At 66.0% G+C, this 17,091-nt stretch carries 20 protein-coding genes; 9 read left to right on the forward strand and 11 right to left on the reverse strand.

The annotated features are described in order from the left end of the window. The first annotated feature begins 190 nt into the window (after window positions 1-190). Together PSEWESI4_RS05245 and tldD are read left to right on the forward strand one after the other, a co-directional pair. Window positions 191-1,039 (forward strand): carbon-nitrogen hydrolase family protein, encoded by an 849-nt coding sequence (locus tag PSEWESI4_RS05245; protein WP_187670134.1) that lies wholly within the window; start codon window positions 191-193, stop codon window positions 1,037-1,039. A 2-nt stretch (window positions 1,040-1,041) separates the two neighbouring features. Continuing rightward, window positions 1,042-2,484, forward strand: coding sequence for a metalloprotease TldD (gene tldD, locus PSEWESI4_RS05250; protein ID WP_187670135.1), 1,443 nt, complete (start codon window positions 1,042-1,044; stop codon window positions 2,482-2,484). 104 nt (window positions 2,485-2,588) lie between these two features. Here tldD and yjgA read toward each other — a convergent pair whose 3' ends face one another. Beyond that, window positions 2,589-3,110 (reverse strand): ribosome biogenesis factor YjgA, encoded by a 522-nt coding sequence (gene yjgA, locus PSEWESI4_RS05255; protein WP_187670136.1) that lies wholly within the window; start codon window positions 3,108-3,110, stop codon window positions 2,589-2,591. 89 nt (window positions 3,111-3,199) lie between these two features. Here yjgA and pmbA point away from each other — a divergent pair, with 89 nt between their 5' ends. The 7 genes from pmbA to PSEWESI4_RS05290 all read left to right on the forward strand — a co-directional run bounded on the left by pmbA (window position 3,200) and on the right by PSEWESI4_RS05290 (window position 9,532). Continuing rightward, a complete protein-coding gene (gene pmbA / locus PSEWESI4_RS05260; RefSeq protein ID WP_187670137.1) occupies window positions 3,200-4,546 on the forward strand; it encodes a metalloprotease PmbA in 1,347 nt (448 codons plus the stop codon). 2 nt (window positions 4,547-4,548) lie between these two features. Next, complete coding sequence (locus PSEWESI4_RS05265) at window positions 4,549-5,562, forward strand: hypothetical protein (protein ID WP_187670138.1); 1,014 nt, start codon at window positions 4,549-4,551, stop codon at window positions 5,560-5,562. Between the two features lie 134 nt (window positions 5,563-5,696). After that, a complete protein-coding gene (locus tag PSEWESI4_RS05270; protein WP_187670139.1) occupies window positions 5,697-6,089 on the forward strand; it encodes a FagA protein in 393 nt (130 codons plus the stop codon). Next, complete coding sequence (locus tag PSEWESI4_RS05275) at window positions 6,082-7,458, forward strand: class II fumarate hydratase (RefSeq protein WP_187670140.1); 1,377 nt, start codon at window positions 6,082-6,084, stop codon at window positions 7,456-7,458. The genes PSEWESI4_RS05270 and PSEWESI4_RS05275 overlap by 8 nt, the downstream gene beginning before the upstream one ends. Before the next feature lie 67 nt (window positions 7,459-7,525). Next, window positions 7,526-7,966 (forward strand): tetratricopeptide repeat protein, encoded by a 441-nt coding sequence (locus PSEWESI4_RS05280; RefSeq protein ID WP_187670141.1) that lies wholly within the window; start codon window positions 7,526-7,528, stop codon window positions 7,964-7,966. A 12-nt stretch (window positions 7,967-7,978) separates the two neighbouring features. Continuing rightward, window positions 7,979-8,596: a superoxide dismutase gene (locus PSEWESI4_RS05285; RefSeq protein WP_187670142.1), complete on the forward strand. Its 618-nt coding sequence runs from the start codon at window positions 7,979-7,981 to the stop codon at window positions 8,594-8,596. 51 nt (window positions 8,597-8,647) lie between these two features. Beyond that, complete coding sequence (locus PSEWESI4_RS05290) at window positions 8,648-9,532, forward strand: ZIP family metal transporter (RefSeq protein WP_187670143.1); 885 nt, start codon at window positions 8,648-8,650, stop codon at window positions 9,530-9,532. A gap of 259 nt (window positions 9,533-9,791) precedes the next feature. On the opposite strand, the gene PSEWESI4_RS05295 is transcribed toward PSEWESI4_RS05290, so the two are convergent. From PSEWESI4_RS05295 to PSEWESI4_RS05340, 10 genes are all read right to left on the reverse strand, one after another. Further along, a complete protein-coding gene (locus PSEWESI4_RS05295) occupies window positions 9,792-10,064 on the reverse strand; it encodes an HPr family phosphocarrier protein (RefSeq protein WP_187670144.1) in 273 nt (90 codons plus the stop codon). Between the two features lie 12 nt (window positions 10,065-10,076). Then, on the reverse strand, window positions 10,077-10,934 hold the full coding sequence (rapZ, locus tag PSEWESI4_RS05300) for an RNase adapter RapZ (RefSeq protein ID WP_187670145.1): 858 nt from the start codon (window positions 10,932-10,934) through the stop codon (window positions 10,077-10,079). A gap of 11 nt (window positions 10,935-10,945) precedes the next feature. Further along, the gene (gene ptsN / locus PSEWESI4_RS05305; RefSeq protein ID WP_187670146.1) at window positions 10,946-11,416 is read right to left on the reverse strand and encodes a PTS IIA-like nitrogen regulatory protein PtsN; all 471 of its coding nucleotides are present in this window, start codon (window positions 11,414-11,416) and stop codon (window positions 10,946-10,948) included. A gap of 13 nt (window positions 11,417-11,429) precedes the next feature. Then, window positions 11,430-11,738, reverse strand: coding sequence for a ribosome hibernation-promoting factor, HPF/YfiA family (hpf, locus tag PSEWESI4_RS05310; RefSeq protein WP_187670147.1), 309 nt, complete (start codon window positions 11,736-11,738; stop codon window positions 11,430-11,432). An 83-nt stretch (window positions 11,739-11,821) separates the two neighbouring features. Continuing rightward, a complete protein-coding gene (locus PSEWESI4_RS05315; protein WP_187670148.1) occupies window positions 11,822-13,330 on the reverse strand; it encodes an RNA polymerase factor sigma-54 in 1,509 nt (502 codons plus the stop codon). A gap of 237 nt (window positions 13,331-13,567) precedes the next feature. Further along, the gene (gene lptB / locus PSEWESI4_RS05320; protein WP_187670149.1) at window positions 13,568-14,293 is read right to left on the reverse strand and encodes an LPS export ABC transporter ATP-binding protein; all 726 of its coding nucleotides are present in this window, start codon (window positions 14,291-14,293) and stop codon (window positions 13,568-13,570) included. Beyond that, the gene (lptA, locus tag PSEWESI4_RS05325) at window positions 14,293-14,853 is read right to left on the reverse strand and encodes a lipopolysaccharide transport periplasmic protein LptA (protein ID WP_187670150.1); all 561 of its coding nucleotides are present in this window, start codon (window positions 14,851-14,853) and stop codon (window positions 14,293-14,295) included. The genes lptB and lptA overlap by 1 nt, the downstream gene beginning before the upstream one ends. Then, window positions 14,840-15,403: an LPS export ABC transporter periplasmic protein LptC gene (gene lptC / locus PSEWESI4_RS05330; protein ID WP_187670151.1), complete on the reverse strand. Its 564-nt coding sequence runs from the start codon at window positions 15,401-15,403 to the stop codon at window positions 14,840-14,842. The genes lptA and lptC overlap by 14 nt, the downstream gene beginning before the upstream one ends. 10 nt (window positions 15,404-15,413) lie before the next feature. Further along, window positions 15,414-15,938, reverse strand: coding sequence for a KdsC family phosphatase (locus PSEWESI4_RS05335; protein WP_187670152.1), 525 nt, complete (start codon window positions 15,936-15,938; stop codon window positions 15,414-15,416). Beyond that, the gene (locus PSEWESI4_RS05340; RefSeq protein WP_187670153.1) at window positions 15,938-16,912 is read right to left on the reverse strand and encodes a KpsF/GutQ family sugar-phosphate isomerase; all 975 of its coding nucleotides are present in this window, start codon (window positions 16,910-16,912) and stop codon (window positions 15,938-15,940) included. The genes PSEWESI4_RS05335 and PSEWESI4_RS05340 overlap by 1 nt, the downstream gene beginning before the upstream one ends. Window positions 16,913-17,091: the final 179 nt, after the last annotated feature.

The following is a 17,091-nucleotide window of genomic DNA, read 5'->3' on the forward strand; positions in this document are numbered from 1 at the left end:
TCCAGCCTCCAGCCTCCAGCCTCCAGCCTCCAGCCTCCAGCCTCCAGCCTCCAGCCTCCAGCCTCCAGCCTCCAGCCTCCAGCCTCCAGCCTCCAGCCCGGCTTTTCCCCGAAACCTGCCGCCACTCTCCCCGCGAGCGCAGGCGTGGCGCTTGCGGTAGCATGGCCGCAGAACCACCGCGGAGCGTTTCATGTCACTTGCAGTGATCCAGATGGTCAGCCAGGACGATGTCCTGGCCAATCTCGCTGCCGCCCGTCGCCTGCTCGAACAGGCGGCGGCCGCTGGCGCGCGCCTCGTGGTGCTGCCGGAAAACTTCGCAGCCATGGGGCGCCGTGACCTTGCCGCGCTCGGTCGTGCCGAGGCGGAAGGCGAGGGGCCGATCCTGCCCTGGTTGAAACAGGCGGCGCGCGACCTCAGGTTATGGGTAGTCGCCGGCACCATTCCGCTGCCGCCGGATGGCCAGCCGCAAGCCAAGGCGCATGCCTGCTCGCTGCTGGTCGATGAGGACGGCGAGCGGGTGGCTCGCTACGACAAGCTTCATCTGTTCGATGTCGATGTTGCCGACAACCGGGGCCGCTACCGTGAGTCGGACGATTATGCTTTCGGGACGCGAGTGGTGGTGGCGGACACTCCGGTTGGCCGGCTGGGCCTCAGCGTCTGCTACGACCTGCGCTTCCCCGAGCTGTACAGCGCGCTGCGCGAGGCCGGTGCCGAACTGATCAGCGCGCCCTCGGCGTTCACCGCGGTGACCGGCGCGGCGCATTGGGAGGTGCTGGTGCGCGCGCGGGCCATCGAGACCCAGTGCTATGTGCTGGCGGCGGGGCAGGGCGGGATGCATCCCGGACCGCGCGAAACCCACGGTCATTCGATGATCGTCGACCCGTGGGGCAAGGTTCTCGCCGAGCGGGACCGTGGCGAAGCGATGCTGCTGGCCGAACGCGATGCCGCCGAGCAGACGGCGATCCGCCAACGCATGCCGGTGGCCGGCCACCGACGATTTTTCTCCGCAGCCGAACCTCGGCTGCCAGGTGTGGAGTAGTTATGAGCGATCTGTTGTTATCCGTCAGCGAGCAGTTGCTGGCCCCCGGTGAATTGAGCGTCGAGGCGCTGCCTGCGTTGCTCGGCGAACTGGCCGGTCCGGGCATCGATGCCGCCGACCTGTATTTCCAGCGCCACGTCTCGGAGACCTGGGTGCTGGAGGACGGCATCGTCAAGGACGGCAGTTTCCACCTCGACCAGGGCGTCGGCGTGCGTGCCCAGTCCGGCGAGAAGACCGGCTTCGCCTACAGCAACGCGATCAACGGCGAGGCGCTGACCGCCGCCGCCCACGCCGCCCGCTCGATCGCCCGTTCCGGCCAGCAGGGCCGCGTGCAGGCCTTCACGCGCGCCGAGGCGTCGCCGCTGTACATCGCCGGCAATCCGCTGGAAGTGCTCAGTCGCGCCGAGAAGGTCGAGCTGCTCAAGCGCGTCGATGCCGCCACCCGTGCGCTGGACCCGCGCATCAAGCAGGTCACCGTCAGCCTCGCCGGCGGTTGGGAACACATCCTGGTGGCGGCCAGCGACGGCGGCCTGGCGGCCGACATCCGTCCGCTGGTGCGCTTCAACGTCAGCGTCATCGTCGAACAGAACGGCCGCCGCGAGCGCGGTGGCCAGGGTGGTGGCGGACGTACCGACTATCGCTATTTCCTGAGTGAAGACCGCGCCATGGGCTACGCCCGCGAGGCGCTGCGCCAGGCACTGGTCAACCTGGAAGCGGTGCCCGCACCGGCCGGCACCCTGCCGGTGGTGATGGGCGCCGGCTGGTCCGGTGTGCTGCTCCACGAGGCGGTCGGCCACGGCCTGGAAGGCGATTTCAACCGCAAGGGCAGCTCGGCCTACAGCGGCCGTATCGGCGAGAAGGTGGCATCGAGCCTGTGCACCATCGTCGACGACGGCACCCTGGCCGACCGCCGTGGTTCGCTGAGCGTCGATGACGAAGGCACGCCGACCCAGTGCACCACGCTGATCGAGAACGGCGTGCTCAAGGGCTACATGCAGGACAAGCTGAACGCCCGCCTGATGGGCGTGGCGCGCACCGGCAACGGCCGCCGCGAGTCCTACGCGCACCTGCCGATGCCGCGCATGACCAACACCTACATGCTGGCCGGCGAAAGCGACCCGGAAGAGATCATCCGTTCGGTGAAGAAGGGCATCTACTGCGCCAACCTCGGCGGCGGCCAGGTGGACATCACCAGCGGCAAGTTCGTGTTCTCCACCAGCGAGGCCTACCTGATCGAGGACGGCAGGATCACCGCGCCGGTCAAGGGCGCCACGCTGATCGGCAACGGCCCGGAGGCGATGAGCCGGGTGTCCATGGTCGGCAACGACCTAGCCCTGGACAGCGGCGTCGGTACCTGCGGCAAGGACGGCCAGTCGGTACCGGTGGGCGTCGGCCAGCCGACTCTGAAGATCGATGCGATCACGGTCGGCGGCACCGGCGCGTGAGCGCCAGTGCCTCCGAGCGGCAAGCTGCAAGTGGCTTTTCTCTTGATGCTTGCAGCTTGAAGCTTGTAGCCAATTGATGGGTTTCACCCATCCTACGGTTGCGGTTATTTCAGGCCGCGTTTGGTTTCGTCCAGTTCGCGGATGTACTTGAAGATCTTGCGCGCGGCGCTCGGCGGTTTGTTCCGCGCCGCCTCGTGCTGGGCATGGCGGATCAGGCCGCGCAGGTGCTGGCGGTCGGTCTCCGGGTAATCGGCGACGAACTGCTCCAACGCCTCGTCGCCACCGGCCACCAGCCGGTCGCGCCAGCGTTCGAGGGCATGGAAGCGCTCGTTGTACTCGCGGGTGGAGCTGTCAAGCTGGTCGACCAGGGCGAGGATCGCCTCGATGTCCTGGTCGCGCATCAGCTTGCCGATGAACTGGATGTGCCGTTTGCGCGCGGCGTGGGCGGTGTGCTTCGGCGCTTCGGCCAGGGCGCGTTGCAGCGCCTCGGTCAGCGGCAGCCTGGCGATGAGGTCGGGCTTGAGGGTGGTCAGGCGCTCACCGAGTTCCTGCAGGGCATGCAGCTCGCGCTTGACCTGGGATTTGCTCTTCTCTCCGGAGAAGGCGTCGTCGGAATAGTCAGACATGGGGTGGGTCCAAAGGGAAACGCCGCCATGATAACCAGTCCGGGACCGGTGGTCTCGGCTGAAAACGGATACGCGAAGTGGAGTGCAGTATGAGTGCAATCGAAGGTGTCGGCCCGCAGGTGCTGCCGCAACTGCAGGAGCAGGTCGAGCAGATCGTCGCCGAGGCCCGCCGCCAGGGCGCCAGTGCCTGCGAGGTGTCGGTCTCGGTGGACCAGGGGCTGTCCACCACGGTGCGCGAGGGCGAGGTGGAGACGGTCGAGTTCAACCGCGACCAGGGCTTCGGCATCACCCTCTACGTGGGACAGCGCAAGGGCTCGGCGAGCACTTCGGCGACCGGCGCCGACGCGATCCGCGAAACCGTCGCCGCCGCACTGGCGATCGCCAGGCACACTTCCGAGGACGAATGCGCGGGGCTCGCCGACGCCGAGCTGATGGCCCGCGAACTGCCGGACCTCGATCTCTACCATCCCTGGGACATCGCTCCCGAACGGGCCATCGAGCTGGCCCTGGAATGCGAGGCCGCGGCCTTCGCCGCCGACAAGCGGATCAGCAAGGCCGACGGCACCTCGCTGAACACCTATCGCGGCTGCCGCGTGTACGGCAACAGCCATGGTTTCGTCGGCGGCTATGCCAGCACCCGGCACAGCCTGAGCTGCGTGATGATCGCCGGCAACGAGGCGCAGATGCAGCGCGACTACTGGTACGACGTCAACCGCATCGGCGAAGAGCTGGCCGACCCGGCGAGCATCGGCCGGCGCGCCGCCGAGCGCACCGTGCGGCGCCTCGGCGCGCGGCCGGTGCCGACCTGCGAAGTACCGGTGCTGTTCAGCGCCGAGCTGGCCGGCGGTCTGTTCAGCCACTTCCTGGCGGCGATCTCCGGCGGCAACCTGTACCGCCATTCCTCCTTCCTCGAAGGCAGCCTGGGGCAGACCCTGTTCCCGACCTGGCTGTCCATCGACGAGCGCCCGCACATCCCGCGCGCCCTGGCCAGCGCCAGCTTCGACGGAGACGGCCTGGCCACCTACGCCAAGCACTTCGTCGAGGACGGCGTGCTCGCCTCCTACCTGCTCGGCACCTACTCCGGGCGCAAGCTGGGGCTGCCCAGCACTGCCAACGCCGGCGGCGTGCACAACCTGTTCGTCAGCCATGGCGACGAGGACCAGGCCGCGCTGCTCAAGCGCATGGGGCGTGGCCTGCTGGTCACCGAACTGATGGGGCAGGGGCTCAACCTAGTCACCGGCGACTACTCGCGCGGCGCGGCCGGCTATTGGGTGGAGAACGGAGAGATCCAGTTCCCGGTACAGGAAGTCACCATCGCCGGCAACCTGCGCGACATGTTCCGGCAGATCGTCGCGATCGGCAGCGATCTCGAGCGGCGCGGCAACGTTCATACCGGCTCGGTGCTGATCGAGCGGATGACCGTGGCGGGGAGCTGAGCATGGCGAAGAAGAGGCCGGCGCTGCGGGCCGTGCCGGCGGTCGGCAAGCCGATCACCGGCAGCCAGCGCAAGTTCAACGCGCTGGTCGAGAAGATCGAGCAGAAGCGCGAGCTGCTGGAGGCCTGGCAGGTCGTGGTGGTCGATTACGAACAGCGTTGGGGCGAAGAGTTCTTGCCGCTGCTGGATGAGGAAGCCGCGCTCAACGTCGAACTGGTCGAACTGCTCGACCGGGCCGCTGAGCAGGTCGAGCTGGCCGACGACGAACGGGCCACGCTCGACGAGGTGATCGTCGAACTGGTGCCGCGACTGCTGGGCAGCGATGACGACGAGGCGCTGAAGTCGCTGTTCGATCGTCACAGCGAGATCGATTTCGCCACCCTGGAGCGCGAGACGGCCAGCCTGTTGCGTGCCGAGATGGGGCTGGACGAGGAGGCGCCCGAAGCTGACGGACCGGAGTCCGGGCGCCCGCGCGACGTTCGCGCCGAGGAGCGCTCTCGCCAGGCCAGCCGCACCGTGCGCGAGGTCTATCGCAAGCTGGCCGGCCCGCTGCACCCGGACCGCGAGCAGGACGATGCCGAGCGCGAGCGCAAGACCGCGCTGATGCAGCGGGTCAACCAAGCCTACGAACACGGCAACCTGCTCGAACTGCTGGAGTTGCAGCTCGAACTTGAGCAGATCCGGCCCGGCCACCTCGCCGACCTGCCGGAAGAAAAACTTCGCCACTTCATCCATGTACTCGACGAGCAACTGGCGGAGATCGAGGACGAAGTGCTGAACGAGGAGCAACTGTTCCGCGAGCGCTTCGCCATCGAGCCGATGCAGGCGGTGAGCCCGAAGATCGTTAGGCGCCTGGTTCGCGAGCGGACCGAGTTGCTGCGTGAGGATGTCGCCTGGTTGCGCGAGGACGTGGCGCGGGTTGCCGGCGCCGATGCGCAGCAGTTGCGTGAATGGCTGCGCGAGGAGCGCAAGTCCATCGACGAGGCGGACGAACTGAATCTCCTGCCCGCCCGCTGACCTCCCCCGGCACTTCCATGAGGGGCTGCCCGGCTTGTCCGGCAGCCCCTTTTTTCATGGTCCCTGCGGTTGCTTGTCATGGGTTTGATAATTAGTATCTGTTGATATTGATTATCAATAGCGAAGTCGCATTCATGAAGACTCCCTGGCGCCAGACCGTATCCCTCGACAACTGGCACTGGCTGAAGACCAAGATCCGCTGTGCCCTGGCCGCCGACGATCCGCAACTGATCGACCAATTCATGGCGGAAACCCAGGTGATGGTGGGGCTCGGCCGGATTTCCCCCTGGCGTGCCGCCGAAGCCGCCTTCCGCCTGCTGCTGGATACCGCCCACGACTACAGCCTGCCCTGGCACTGGCGCTGCCTGTGCCTCGACCACGCCTATCGCCCGCTGCGCGACCTGGAACGCCTGGCTCGTGGCGAGGCCCAGCGATACCGATTGAGCCTGCTCGGCCGGCAACTGGCGCTGACCGAACTGATCCCCTCTCTCCCTTACCTGGAACTGGAAGGAAAACGACATGACTGAGACCCGTATCGAGCGCGACAGCATGGGTGAACTGGCCGTACCGGCCGACGCCCTGTACGGCGCGCAGACGCAGCGCGCGGTGGACAACTTCCCGGTCAGCGGCCTGCGCATGCCGGCGCCGTTCATCCGGTCGCTGCTGCTCGCCAAGGCGGCCGCGGCGCGCGCCAACGTCGACCTGGAACAGCTCAGCCCGGCCATCGGCGACGCCATCGTCGGTGCCTGCCAGCAATTGCTGGAGGGCGACTTCATCCGGCATTTCCCGGTGGACGTATTCCAGACCGGTTCCGGCACCAGCACCAACATGAACGCCAACGAGGTGATCGCCACCCTGGCCAGCGATCTGCTCGGAGAGAAGGTCAGCCCGAACGACCACGTCAACTGCGGGCAGAGCAGCAACGACATCATCCCCACTACCATCCACGTCAGCGCCGCCCTGGAAGTCAGCGAACAACTGCTGCCGGCGCTGGGCCACCTGTTGCACACCCTGTGCGAGAAATCCCTGGCTGTGCAGCCCTACGTGAAGACCGGCCGCACCCACCTGATGGACGCCATGCCGGTGCGCATGAGCCAGGTGCTGGATGGCTGGGCGGAGCAGATCCAGGCCAACATCGGCCTCCTGCAGGCGCTGCTGCCCAGCCTGCGCAGCCTGGCCCAGGGCGGTACGGCGGTGGGCACCGGGGTCAACGCCCATCCACGCTTCGCCGAACGCTTCTGCCTGGAACTCAATGCGCTGACCGGGCAGACCTTCACGCCCGGCAAGAACTTCTTCGCCCTGATCGGCTCGCAGGACACCGCCGTGGCGCTGTCCGGTCTCTTGAAGACCACTGCGGTATCGCTGATGAAGATCGCCAACGACCTGCGCTGGATGAACTCCGGCCCTCTGGCGGGGCTCGCCGAGATCGAGCTGGAAGCGTTGCAGCCCGGCTCGTCGATCATGCCCGGCAAGGTCAACCCGGTGATCCCCGAGGCCACCGCCATGGCCGCCGCCCAGGTGATCGGCAACGACGCCACCATCGCCATCGCCGGGCAGTCCGGCAACTTCGAGCTGAACGTGATGTTGCCGGTGCTGGCGCACAACCTGCTGGGCAGCATCCAGTTGCTGAGCAACACCAGCCGCCTGCTTGCCGACCGCGCCATCGCCACCTTCAAGGTCAACGACTCCAAGCTGCGCGAGGCGCTGGGCCGCAACCCGATCCTAGTCACCGCGCTGAACCCGGTGATCGGCTACCTGAAGGCGGCGGAAATCGCCAAGCAGGCTTATCGCGAGGGACGGCCGATCATCGACGTGGCGCTGGAGCACACCGATCTGGATCGAGCTCAGCTCGAGCGTCTGCTCGATCCGGAGAAGCTCACCGCCGGCGGCCTTTGACATCCCCATGAGGCGGGCCGGGACGTTCCCGGCCCGCATGACGCCCGCAGGGCGAGGAGGTACGTTCATGGAGCACTGGAAAGACATGATCGGCACGGGCAACCGCCACTTCCAGATCGGCGACTGGGTCGAGGCCCGCGAGCTGTACCTGCAGGCGCTGGCCTGGGCGCAGACGCTGTTCGATCGCTGGCCGAACGCCGACGAGGCGGTGGCGGCGCTGGTGGTCTCCTACCACAACCTGGCCGACCTGCACCTGTGTCTCGGCCAGCCGGAGGAGAGCGCGGAATACCTCTGCGCCTGCCACGAGCGCCTGCTGCGCAGCATGGCCGACCTGCGCCTGGACGAAGGTCTGCGCGAAGCCGCCTGCCGGCATAGCCGCCACACCTATGCCGCGCTGCTCGGCTTCATTTCCGAGCACGGCACCTACCCGCGCACCGAAGCCTTGCTCGCGACACTCGCCCCACGGCGGCTGGCGGATACCCGGCCGGCGCTGCGCTACTACCATTGAAGGACGGAACCGATGAGCTACCAATTGCCTGCGTTGCCCTATGCCTACGATGCGCTCGAGCCCCACATCGATGCGCAGACCATGGAAATCCACCACAGCAAGCATCACCAGACCTACGTCAACAATCTCAACGCGGCACTGGAAGGCCATCCGCTGGGCGAGCTGCCGGTGGAAGAGGTGTTGCGCCGTCTCGACGAAGTGCCCGAGCAGAAGCGCACCGCAGTGATCAACAACGGTGGTGGGCATGCCAACCATTCGCTGTTCTGGACGGTGATGTCGCCCAGCGGCGGCGGTGAGCCGCAAGGTGAGCTGGCCGAGGCGATCACGCGTGAACTGGGCGGTTTCGCGGCTTTCAAGGAAGCCTTCACCCAGGCCGCGCTGACCCGCTTCGGCAGTGGCTGGGCCTGGCTCAGCGTCACCCCGCAGGGCAAGCTGGTGGTGGAAAGCAGCGGCAACCAGGACAGCCCGCTGATGCAGGGCAATACGCCGATCCTGGGCCTGGACGTCTGGGAGCACGCCTACTACCTGCGCTACCAGAACCGCCGGCCGGAATACATCGGTGCGTTCTACAACGTGATCGACTGGAGCGAGGTGGCGCTCCGCTACCGACAGGCTCTCGGGCAGGCTTGAGTGAACAGGCCCTGGCGCGCATCGCGCGAATCGATCGACGAAAGGAAACCCATGTTGGCCTTCGATTCCCCTCCTATCCGCCTGTTGCGCCAGGCCATCGGGTTGCTGGTGCTCGCCTTCGGCGCCGTGCTGTTGTTCGAACGTATCGTGGAGTTCCATGCCCAGAGCGCCGATCCGGTGATCTGGCAGGCGCTGCAAGGCGGGCTCCTGTGTGCGCTCGGCACGGCGCTGGGAGCCCTGCCGGTGCTCTTCATCCGTTCCGTCACGCAGCGCACCGAAGCCATGATGCTGGGCTTCGGCGGCGGGGTGATGCTCGCCGCCACGATGTTCTCCCTGCTGCTGCCGGGGCTGGAGAGTGCGCGTGGACAGGGCTATGCCCCCTGGCAGGCGAGCCTGCTGGTGGCCGGCGGCCTGATGCTCGGCGCTGGCGTCCTGTTCGCCTGCGGTCGCTGGCTGCCCGTCCAGTCGCCTGGCTGCGTATCGCCCAATGACGAGCGGATGGCGCGGGTGCTCCTGTTCGTGGTCGCCATCGTCCTGCACAACGTGCCGGAAGGCATGGCGGTCGGCGTGGCGACAGGGGCTTCGCTCAGCGGTTCGGAGCGCCTGGCGCTGGGCATCGCCCTGCAGGATGTGCCGGAAGGCATGATCGTCGCCCTGGTGCTGCTGAGTGCCGGGATGGGGCGCTTCAAGGCGGTGGCGATCGGCGCCGCGTCCGGGCTGGTGGAGCCGCTGTTCGCGGTGATCTGCGCCTGGATGGTCGGGGTATCGACCGTGCTCCTGCCATGGGGACTGGCCTTTGCGGCGGGCGCCATGCTGTTCGCGGTGATCCACGAGATCATCCCGCAGTCACAGCGCAACGCCCACGCGATGGTCGCCAGCCTCGGCCTGCTGGCCGGCTTCTGCCTGATGATGGGGCTGGATACGGGGTTGGGGTAAAGTCGATAAGAGCGCTGGAAAGCTTTAGGCTGGACGAGAAAGCGATGTGCTTTTGTAGGGTGCGCTGTGCGCACCGTTTACCTGGAGCTGGCAGGAGGGGGCTTCGCCGGAAACATAGGTGTTGGTCCCGGATCGATGCGCACGGCGCACCCTACGTTGGATTCCCAGTAAATAGCATTGCCGCGAATCGCGCGCATGGCGCGCTCCTACAGAAAGGCCGAGCGCTGGAAGGCTGTGGGGGGAGCCCGCAGCCTTCAGCCTATTCACCTTCGTCGAAGCGGTTGTTGATCAGGTCGACCAGGGCGGTGAGCGCTTCGTCTTCCTGTTCGCCTTCGGTGTGCAGGTGGATGTCGGTGCCCTTGCCGGCGGCCAGCATCATCACCGCCATGATGCTCTTGCCGTCGACGTAGCTGTCCGGGCTGCGGCCGACGCGCACCTGGCAGGGGTAGCGCCCGGCGACGCCGACGAACTTGGCGGCCGCCCGGGCATGCAGGCCGAGCTTGTTGATGATGGTGATTTCACAGGCAGGCATCGCGGTGGGTCCTTAGCTGAGGTCGCGGTGGCGAACCTGAACGTTCTTCAGAAGCAGTTTGAGGGCCTGGCCGATGCGCTCGGCCAGGTAGACCGAGCGGTGGTGGCCGCCGGTGCAGCCGATGGCGATCGTCACATAGGCGCGGTTGCTGGCGGCGAAACGCGGTAGCCATTTATGCAGGTAGGAGAGGATGTCCTGGTACATCTCCTCGACGTCCGGTTGTGCGGCCAGGTAGTCGATCACCGGTTGCTCCAGTCCCGAATGGTCGCGCAGTTCCGGCTTCCAGTAGGGGTTGGGCAGGCAGCGTACATCGAACACCAGATCGGCATCCACGGGCATGCCGCGCTTGAAGCCGAAGGATTCGACCAGGAAGGCGGTCCCCGGTTCGGGCTTGTTGAGCAGGCGCAGCTTGATGGTGTCGCGCAACTGGTAGAGGTTGAGATGGGTGGTGTCGATCTTCAGGTCGGCGAGATCGGCAATCGGCCCGAGCAGGGTCGATTCGTCCTGGATGGCTTCGGCCAGCGGACGGGTCTCGTTGGTCAGCGGATGGCGCCGGCGTGTTTCGGAGAAACGCTTGAGCAGGGTTTCCTCGTCGGCGTCGAGGTACAGCACGTCGCAGTTGATGTGCCGGGCGCGCACCTCGTCGAGCAGTTCGGGGAAACGCTTGAGCTGGCTGGGCAGGTTGCGCGCGTCGATGGACACGGCCACCAGCGGTTCGAGCAGTTCGGTATGCAGCAGGGCGCGCTCGGCCAGTTCCGGCAGCAGGCCGGCCGGGAGGTTGTCGATGCAATAGAAGCCGTTGTCCTCCAGGACATCGAGGGCGGTGCTCTTGCCGGAGCCGGAGCGGCCGCTGACGATGATCAGGCGCATCGGAGGACTCCTCAGGCGGCGTTCTGGTTCTGTACGTCGACCACGACCTTGTAGAGTTGCTCGCTGCTGTTGGCCTGGCGCAAGCGTTCGCGCACGTCGGCGCGGTCGAGCATGCTGGCGATCTGGCGGAGCAGTTCGAGGTGCGCGTCGGTGGCGGCTTCCGGCACCAGCAGGACGAACAGCAGGTCGACCGGTGCGCCGTCGATGGCGTCGAAGTCCACCGCGGCGTCCAGGCGCAGCAGCGCGCTGATCGGCTCGATGCAGCCGGGCAGGCGGCAGTGGGGGATGGCGATGCCGTTGCCGAAGCCGGTCGAGCCAAGCTTCTCGCGGGCGATCAGGCTTTCGAAGATGTCCTGGCTGTCGAGGTCGGGCAGGTCTCGCCCGATCAGGTTGGCGATTTGTTCGAGTACACGCTTCTTGCTGCCGCCCGGCACGTTCACCAGGGAACGGCCGGGGGTCAGGATGTTTTCGAGTCTGGTCATGTGAAGGGAGGGGTTAGCGAGCCGTGGCGCCCTGCAGGCGACCGAGCTGCTTCTCCTTATGCTTGATGAGTTGGCGGTCGAGCTTGTCGGTGAGCAGGTCGATTGCCGCGTACATGTCTTCGTGCTCGGCGTTGGCCTGGACTTCGCCACCGGCGATATGCATGGTGGCTTCGATCTTCTGTTTGAGTTTTTCGACCTCCATGATCACCTGTACGTTGGTGATCTTGTCGAAGTGGCGCTCCAGTCGGCCGAGTTTTTCGACCACGTAGTCGCGCAGGGCGTCGGTCACATCGAGCTGATGTCCACTGATGTTGACTTGCATACCGCTTCTCCTTACTTGCCGTGTGTAAGAACAGGCTAACGGGCCTGTCACCGGAACACTTTGGCGTGGGTCAATGTTTTCCGTCACATCAGCCGCTTGCGTTCGCTGGAAGGCGCGATGCCGAGGGATTCACGGTATTTGGCGACTGTGCGACGGGCCACTTGGATGCCCTGTGCCTCCAGTAAACCAGCGATCTTGCTGTCGCTCAACGGCTTTTTCGCATTTTCGGCGGCGACCAGTTTCTTGATGATCGCGCGGATCGCCGTGGACGAACATTCGCCGCCTTCGGAGGTACTGACGTGGCTGGAGAAGAAGTACTTCAGCTCGTAGATGCCGCGCGGGGTGTGCATGTATTTCTGCGTGGTGACGCGGGAAATGGTCGACTCGTGCATGCCTACCGCTTCGGCGATGTCGTGCAGGACCAGCGGCTTCATCGCCTCCTCGCCGTAGTCGAGGAAACCGCGCTGGTGCTCGACGATCTGGCTGGCGACCTTCATCAATGTTTCGTTGCGGCTCTGCAGGCTCTTGATGAACCAGCGCGCTTCCTGCAACTGGTTGCGCATGAAGGTGTTGTCGGCGCTGCTGTCGGCGCGGCGCACGAAACCGGCGTACTGCGGATTGACCCGCAGGCGCGGGATGGCTTCCTGGTTCAGCTCCACCAGCCAGCGATCGTTGTGCTTGCGCACGATCACGTCGGGCACCACGTATTCCGGCTCGCTCGACTCGATCTGCGAGCCGGGGCGCGGGTTGAGGCTCTGGATCAGCTCGATGACCTGGCGCAGCTCGTCTTCCTTGAGGCGCATGCGACGCAGCAACTGGTTGTAGTCGCGGCTGCCGAGCAGGTCGAGGTAGTCGCTGGCCAGGCGCTTGGCTTCCGCCAGCCAGGGCGTGTTCGCCGGTAGCTGGCGCAGTTGCAGGAGCAGGCACTCGCTGAGGTCGCGGGCGGCGACGCCGGCCGGTTCGAACTGCTGGATGCGGTGCAGTACCGCTTCGATCTCGTCCAGCTCGACATCCAGTTCCGGGTCGAAGGCGGCGAGCAGTTCGTCGAGGGGCTCTTCCAGGTAGCCCTGGTCATTGATGCAGTCGATCAGGGTGACGGCGATCAGGCGGTCCTTGTCGGACATCGGCACCAGGTTGAGCTGCCATAGCAGATGGCTTTGCAGGCTCTCGCCGACGGAGGTGCGGGTGGTGAAGTCCCACTCGTCGTCATCGTTGCTGGGCAGGCTGCTGGCGCTGGTCTGGTAGACGTCTTCCCAGGCGGTATCGACCGGCAGCTCGTTGGGAATCCGTTCGTTCCAGTCGCCCTCGTCGAGGGGCTCGGCGCTGCCCAGGCTGTCCTGGTAGGTGCTTTCCGAGAAGCTGTCGCTCGCTTCGCTGCTGGCCGTGGGGTTGTCGGCGGCGTCGGCCATCGGATCGGAGTTGTCGAAGTCGTCGCCGTCTTCCTGGCGTTCGAGCATCGGGTTCGATTCCAGGGCCTCCTGGATTTCCTGCTGCAGGTCCAGGGTCGACAGTTGGAGAAGACGGATGGCCTGTTGCAACTGCGGTGTCATCGTCAGTTGCTGGCCCATCTTGAGGACTAGCGATGGTTTCATGGCAGGGGGCTAAGACCTTGTTCGCCGGCGCATGGGCGCCATCCACAATCATCAGGGCGCTTGGGGCCCGTTCCGGATCCGCCGAGCGTCGGCCATGCGGCGTGGGAACGCTTTCGCCTGGCCTTGCTGCGCGAGATTTGGAACAGGCGCTGGAGACGCCTCGTTAAGCAAATTATATGCCCGACCTTGAGGGTTTTTTCCAGCCGCTGCAAGCCGTTTGTTACAAATCGTCGAGTGCTACAAGCGGAACTCGTGACCCAGGTAGACCTCTTTCACCAGTTGGTTGGCGAGGATGGTCTCGGCGTCGCCCTCTGCGATCAGTTGGCCGTCGTTGACGATGTAGGCGGTCTCGCAGATGTCCAGGGTCTCGCGCACGTTGTGATCGGTGATCAGTACGCCGATACCCTTGGCCTTGAGGTGGTGGATGATCTGCTTGATGTCGCCCACCGAAATGGGGTCGACGCCGGCGAAGGGTTCGTCGAGGAGGATGAACTTCGGCGCGGTGGCCAGCGCGCGGGCGATCTCCACGCGGCGCCGTTCGCCGCCGGACAGGCTCATGCCGAGGTTGTCGCGGATGTGGCTGATGTGGAATTCCTGCAGCAGGCTTTCCAGCTCCTTGCGCCGTCCGGCCCGGTCGAGTTCCTTGCGGGTCTCGAGGATCGCCATGATGTTGTCGGCGACCGACAGCTTGCGGAAGATCGAGGCTTCCTGCGGCAGGTAGCCGATGCCGGCGCGGGCGCGGCCGTGCATGGGCTGGTGGGTGACGTCCTGCTGGTCGATCAGCACGCGGCCCTGGTCGGCGCGCACCAGGCCGACGATCATGTAGAAGCAGGTGGTCTTGCCGGCGCCGTTGGGGCCGAGCAGGCCGACGATCTGTCCGCTTTCGATGGACAGGCTGACGTCGCGCACGACCTGGCGGCCTTTGTAGCTTTTCGCCAGGTGCTGGGCTTTCAGGATGGCCATTATTGGGGTGCCTGCTGGTCGGCGGGTTTCTTCTTGGGCTGGATCACCATGTCGATGCGCGGGCGCGGCGTGGTCACGTTGGTGCCCGTGGCGCGGCCGGCGTTGACGATCTGGCGCTGGGTGTCATAGACGATCTTCTCGCCTTCGAAGGTGTTGCCTTCCTGGACCACCTTGGCCTGGTCGATCAGCACGATGCGATCCTTGGCGGCGAAGTACTGGATGGTCAGGCCGTAGGCCTGGACGATTTCCTTGTCGACTGCCGGCTTCTGCTCGTAGTAGGCGGGTTTGCCCACCGAGGTGAAGACTTCGATGTCGCCCTGGGCGTTCTGGGTGATGGTCACCGTGTCGCCGGTGATCTTCATGCTGCCCTGGGTGATCACCACGTCGCCGCGGTAGACGGCGACGCCTTGCCTGTCGTCGAGCTCGGCGCTGTCGGCCTGGACCCGGATCGGCTGGTCGCGGTCGGTCGGCAGGGCCCATGCGGCACTGCCGGCGAGGGCGGCGCCCAGGCCGACGAGCAGGGGGAGTGCCCTGAAGGTGAAGTTTTTAGCGAACCTCATGCTGGCCTCTTACGGTGGACAGCAGGTGTATCCGGCTGTCTTTCAAATACGCTTTCATTCCGTTGGCGGTGGTCACCCCGTTGGCGGCCTCGATTCTAACGGCTTGCTCGGTCTGCGCATATTCTTCCTCGGGGAAGACGGTCATGCGGCTGGAGGTGATCACGGTCGGGCGATTCTTCGCGTCGGTACGGGCGATGCGCACGTCGTCGATCAGTTCGACCCGCTGGCCGTCCGGCGAGACTTCGGCCTGCTTGCTGCGCACGTGCCAGGGGTATTCGGTGCCGCGATAGAGGTGCAGGTCGGGATCGGTCACCAGGGTGACCTCGCTGGACTTGAAGTGCTCGGCCTTGGCGCCGGTCATCTCGTACTGCAGTTTCCCGTCGGGCTGGTATTGCACGGTGCGGGCGTTGCTCACGTAGAAGTCGACGGCGTTCTCGGTCTCGGCGAGCGGCGCCTGGTCGCTTTCCGGGGCGATGTTCCAGTAGCCGAGGGCGGCCAGCAGCAGGGCGCCGGCGACGAAGGAGAGGGTCAGCAGCAGTTTGCGCAGCATGCTCGGGGTCTCAGAGATAGGCGGACTGGGCGGCCTGCAAATGACCCTGGGCACGCAGGATCAGTTCACAGAATTCGCGGGCCGCGCCTTCGCCGCCGCGTGCCCGGGTGACGCCGTGGGCATGCTCGCGAACGAACGGGTCGGCGCTGGCGACCGCCATGCCCAGGCCGACCCGGCGGATCGCCGGCAGGTCTGGCAGGTCGTCGCCCAGGTAGGCGACCTGGTGGCGCTCCAGGCCCAGTTGGGCGAGCAGCTCGTCGAGCGCTTCCAGTTTGTCCTCGCGGCTCTGGAACAGGTGCTGGATGCCGAGATTCCTGGCGCGTCGCTCGACCACCGGCGAGTTGCGCCCGGTGATGATCGCGGTCAGCACGCCCGACTGGATCAGCATCTTGATGCCGTGGCCGTCGAGGGTGTTGAAGGTCTTGAACTCGCTGCCGTCGGGCAGGAAGTACAGCTTGCCGTCGGTGAGCACGCCGTCGACATCGAACACCGCCAGTTTCACGGCCTTGGCGCGTTGCAGCAGGTCTTCGCTCATCACATCACTCCGGCGCGCAGCAGGTCGCCCAGGTTGAAGGCGCCGACCGGGCGGTCGTCGCCGTCGACCACCACCAGGGCGTTGATCTTGTGGTCTTCCATGATCTTCAGCGCCTCGGCGGCGAGCATTTCGGCGCGGGCGGTCTTGCCGTGCGGGGTCATCACCGTGTCGATGTCGACGTTGCGGATGTCGATGCCCCGGTCCAGCGCGCGACGGAGGTCGCCGTCGGTGAAGATCCCGGCCAGGCGGCCGTCCGTCTCGAGCACCGCGGTCATGCCCAGGCCCTTGCGGGTCATCTCCAGCAGGGCGTCCTTGAGGGCGATGCCGCGCGGTACGCGGGGCAGTTGCTCGCCGGCGTGCATGACATCCTCGACCTTGAGCAGCAGGCGGCGGCCGAGGGCGCCACCGGGGTGCGAGAAGGCGAACTGTTCGGCGGTGAAGCCACGGGCCTCCATCAGGGCGACGGCCAGGGCGTCGCCGAGCACCAGGGCGGCGGTGGTGGAGGTGGTCGGCGCCAGGTTGAGCGGGCAGGCTTCCTGGGCCACTGCGGCATCGAGGTTGGCCTCGGCGGCCTTGGCCAGCGGCGACTCGGGATTGCCGGTCATGCTGATCAGGGTGATGCCGAGGCGCTTGATCAGCGGCAGCAGGGTGACGATCTCGGCGGTCGAGCCGGAGTTCGACAGTGCCAGCACCACGTCGTCGCGGGTGATCATGCCCATGTCGCCGTGGCTGGCTTCGGCCGGGTGGACGAAGAAGGCGGCGGTGCCGGTGCTGGCCAGGGTCGCGGCGATCTTCTTGCCGATATGCCCGGACTTGCCCATGCCGACCACCACCACGCGCCCCTTGCAGGCCAGGATCAGCTCGCAGGCGCGCACGAAAGTGTCGCCGATACGTGGCAACAGATCCTGCACCGCCTCTATTTCCAGGCGCAGGGTGCGTTGTGCGGATTGGATGAGTTCGCTGGCTCGGGTCATGGGTACGGCAGGCTCGGCGGGTGAAAAGCCCAAGATTATACCGACAAAGGCGGGATCGCTCACCTGGAGCCTGTCGTCGTCGGCCGGTGCGCTTGGGCGTCGTCTGGCACGATGCTATAGTGCGCGGCTCTTTCGGACCATTATGGACCCCAGGGTGCCCTCCGGGTGGCCGTGGGCGT

This window comes from Zestomonas carbonaria (assembly GCF_904061905.1).
Lineage (GTDB): Bacteria > Pseudomonadota > Gammaproteobacteria > Pseudomonadales > Pseudomonadaceae > Aquipseudomonas > Aquipseudomonas carbonaria.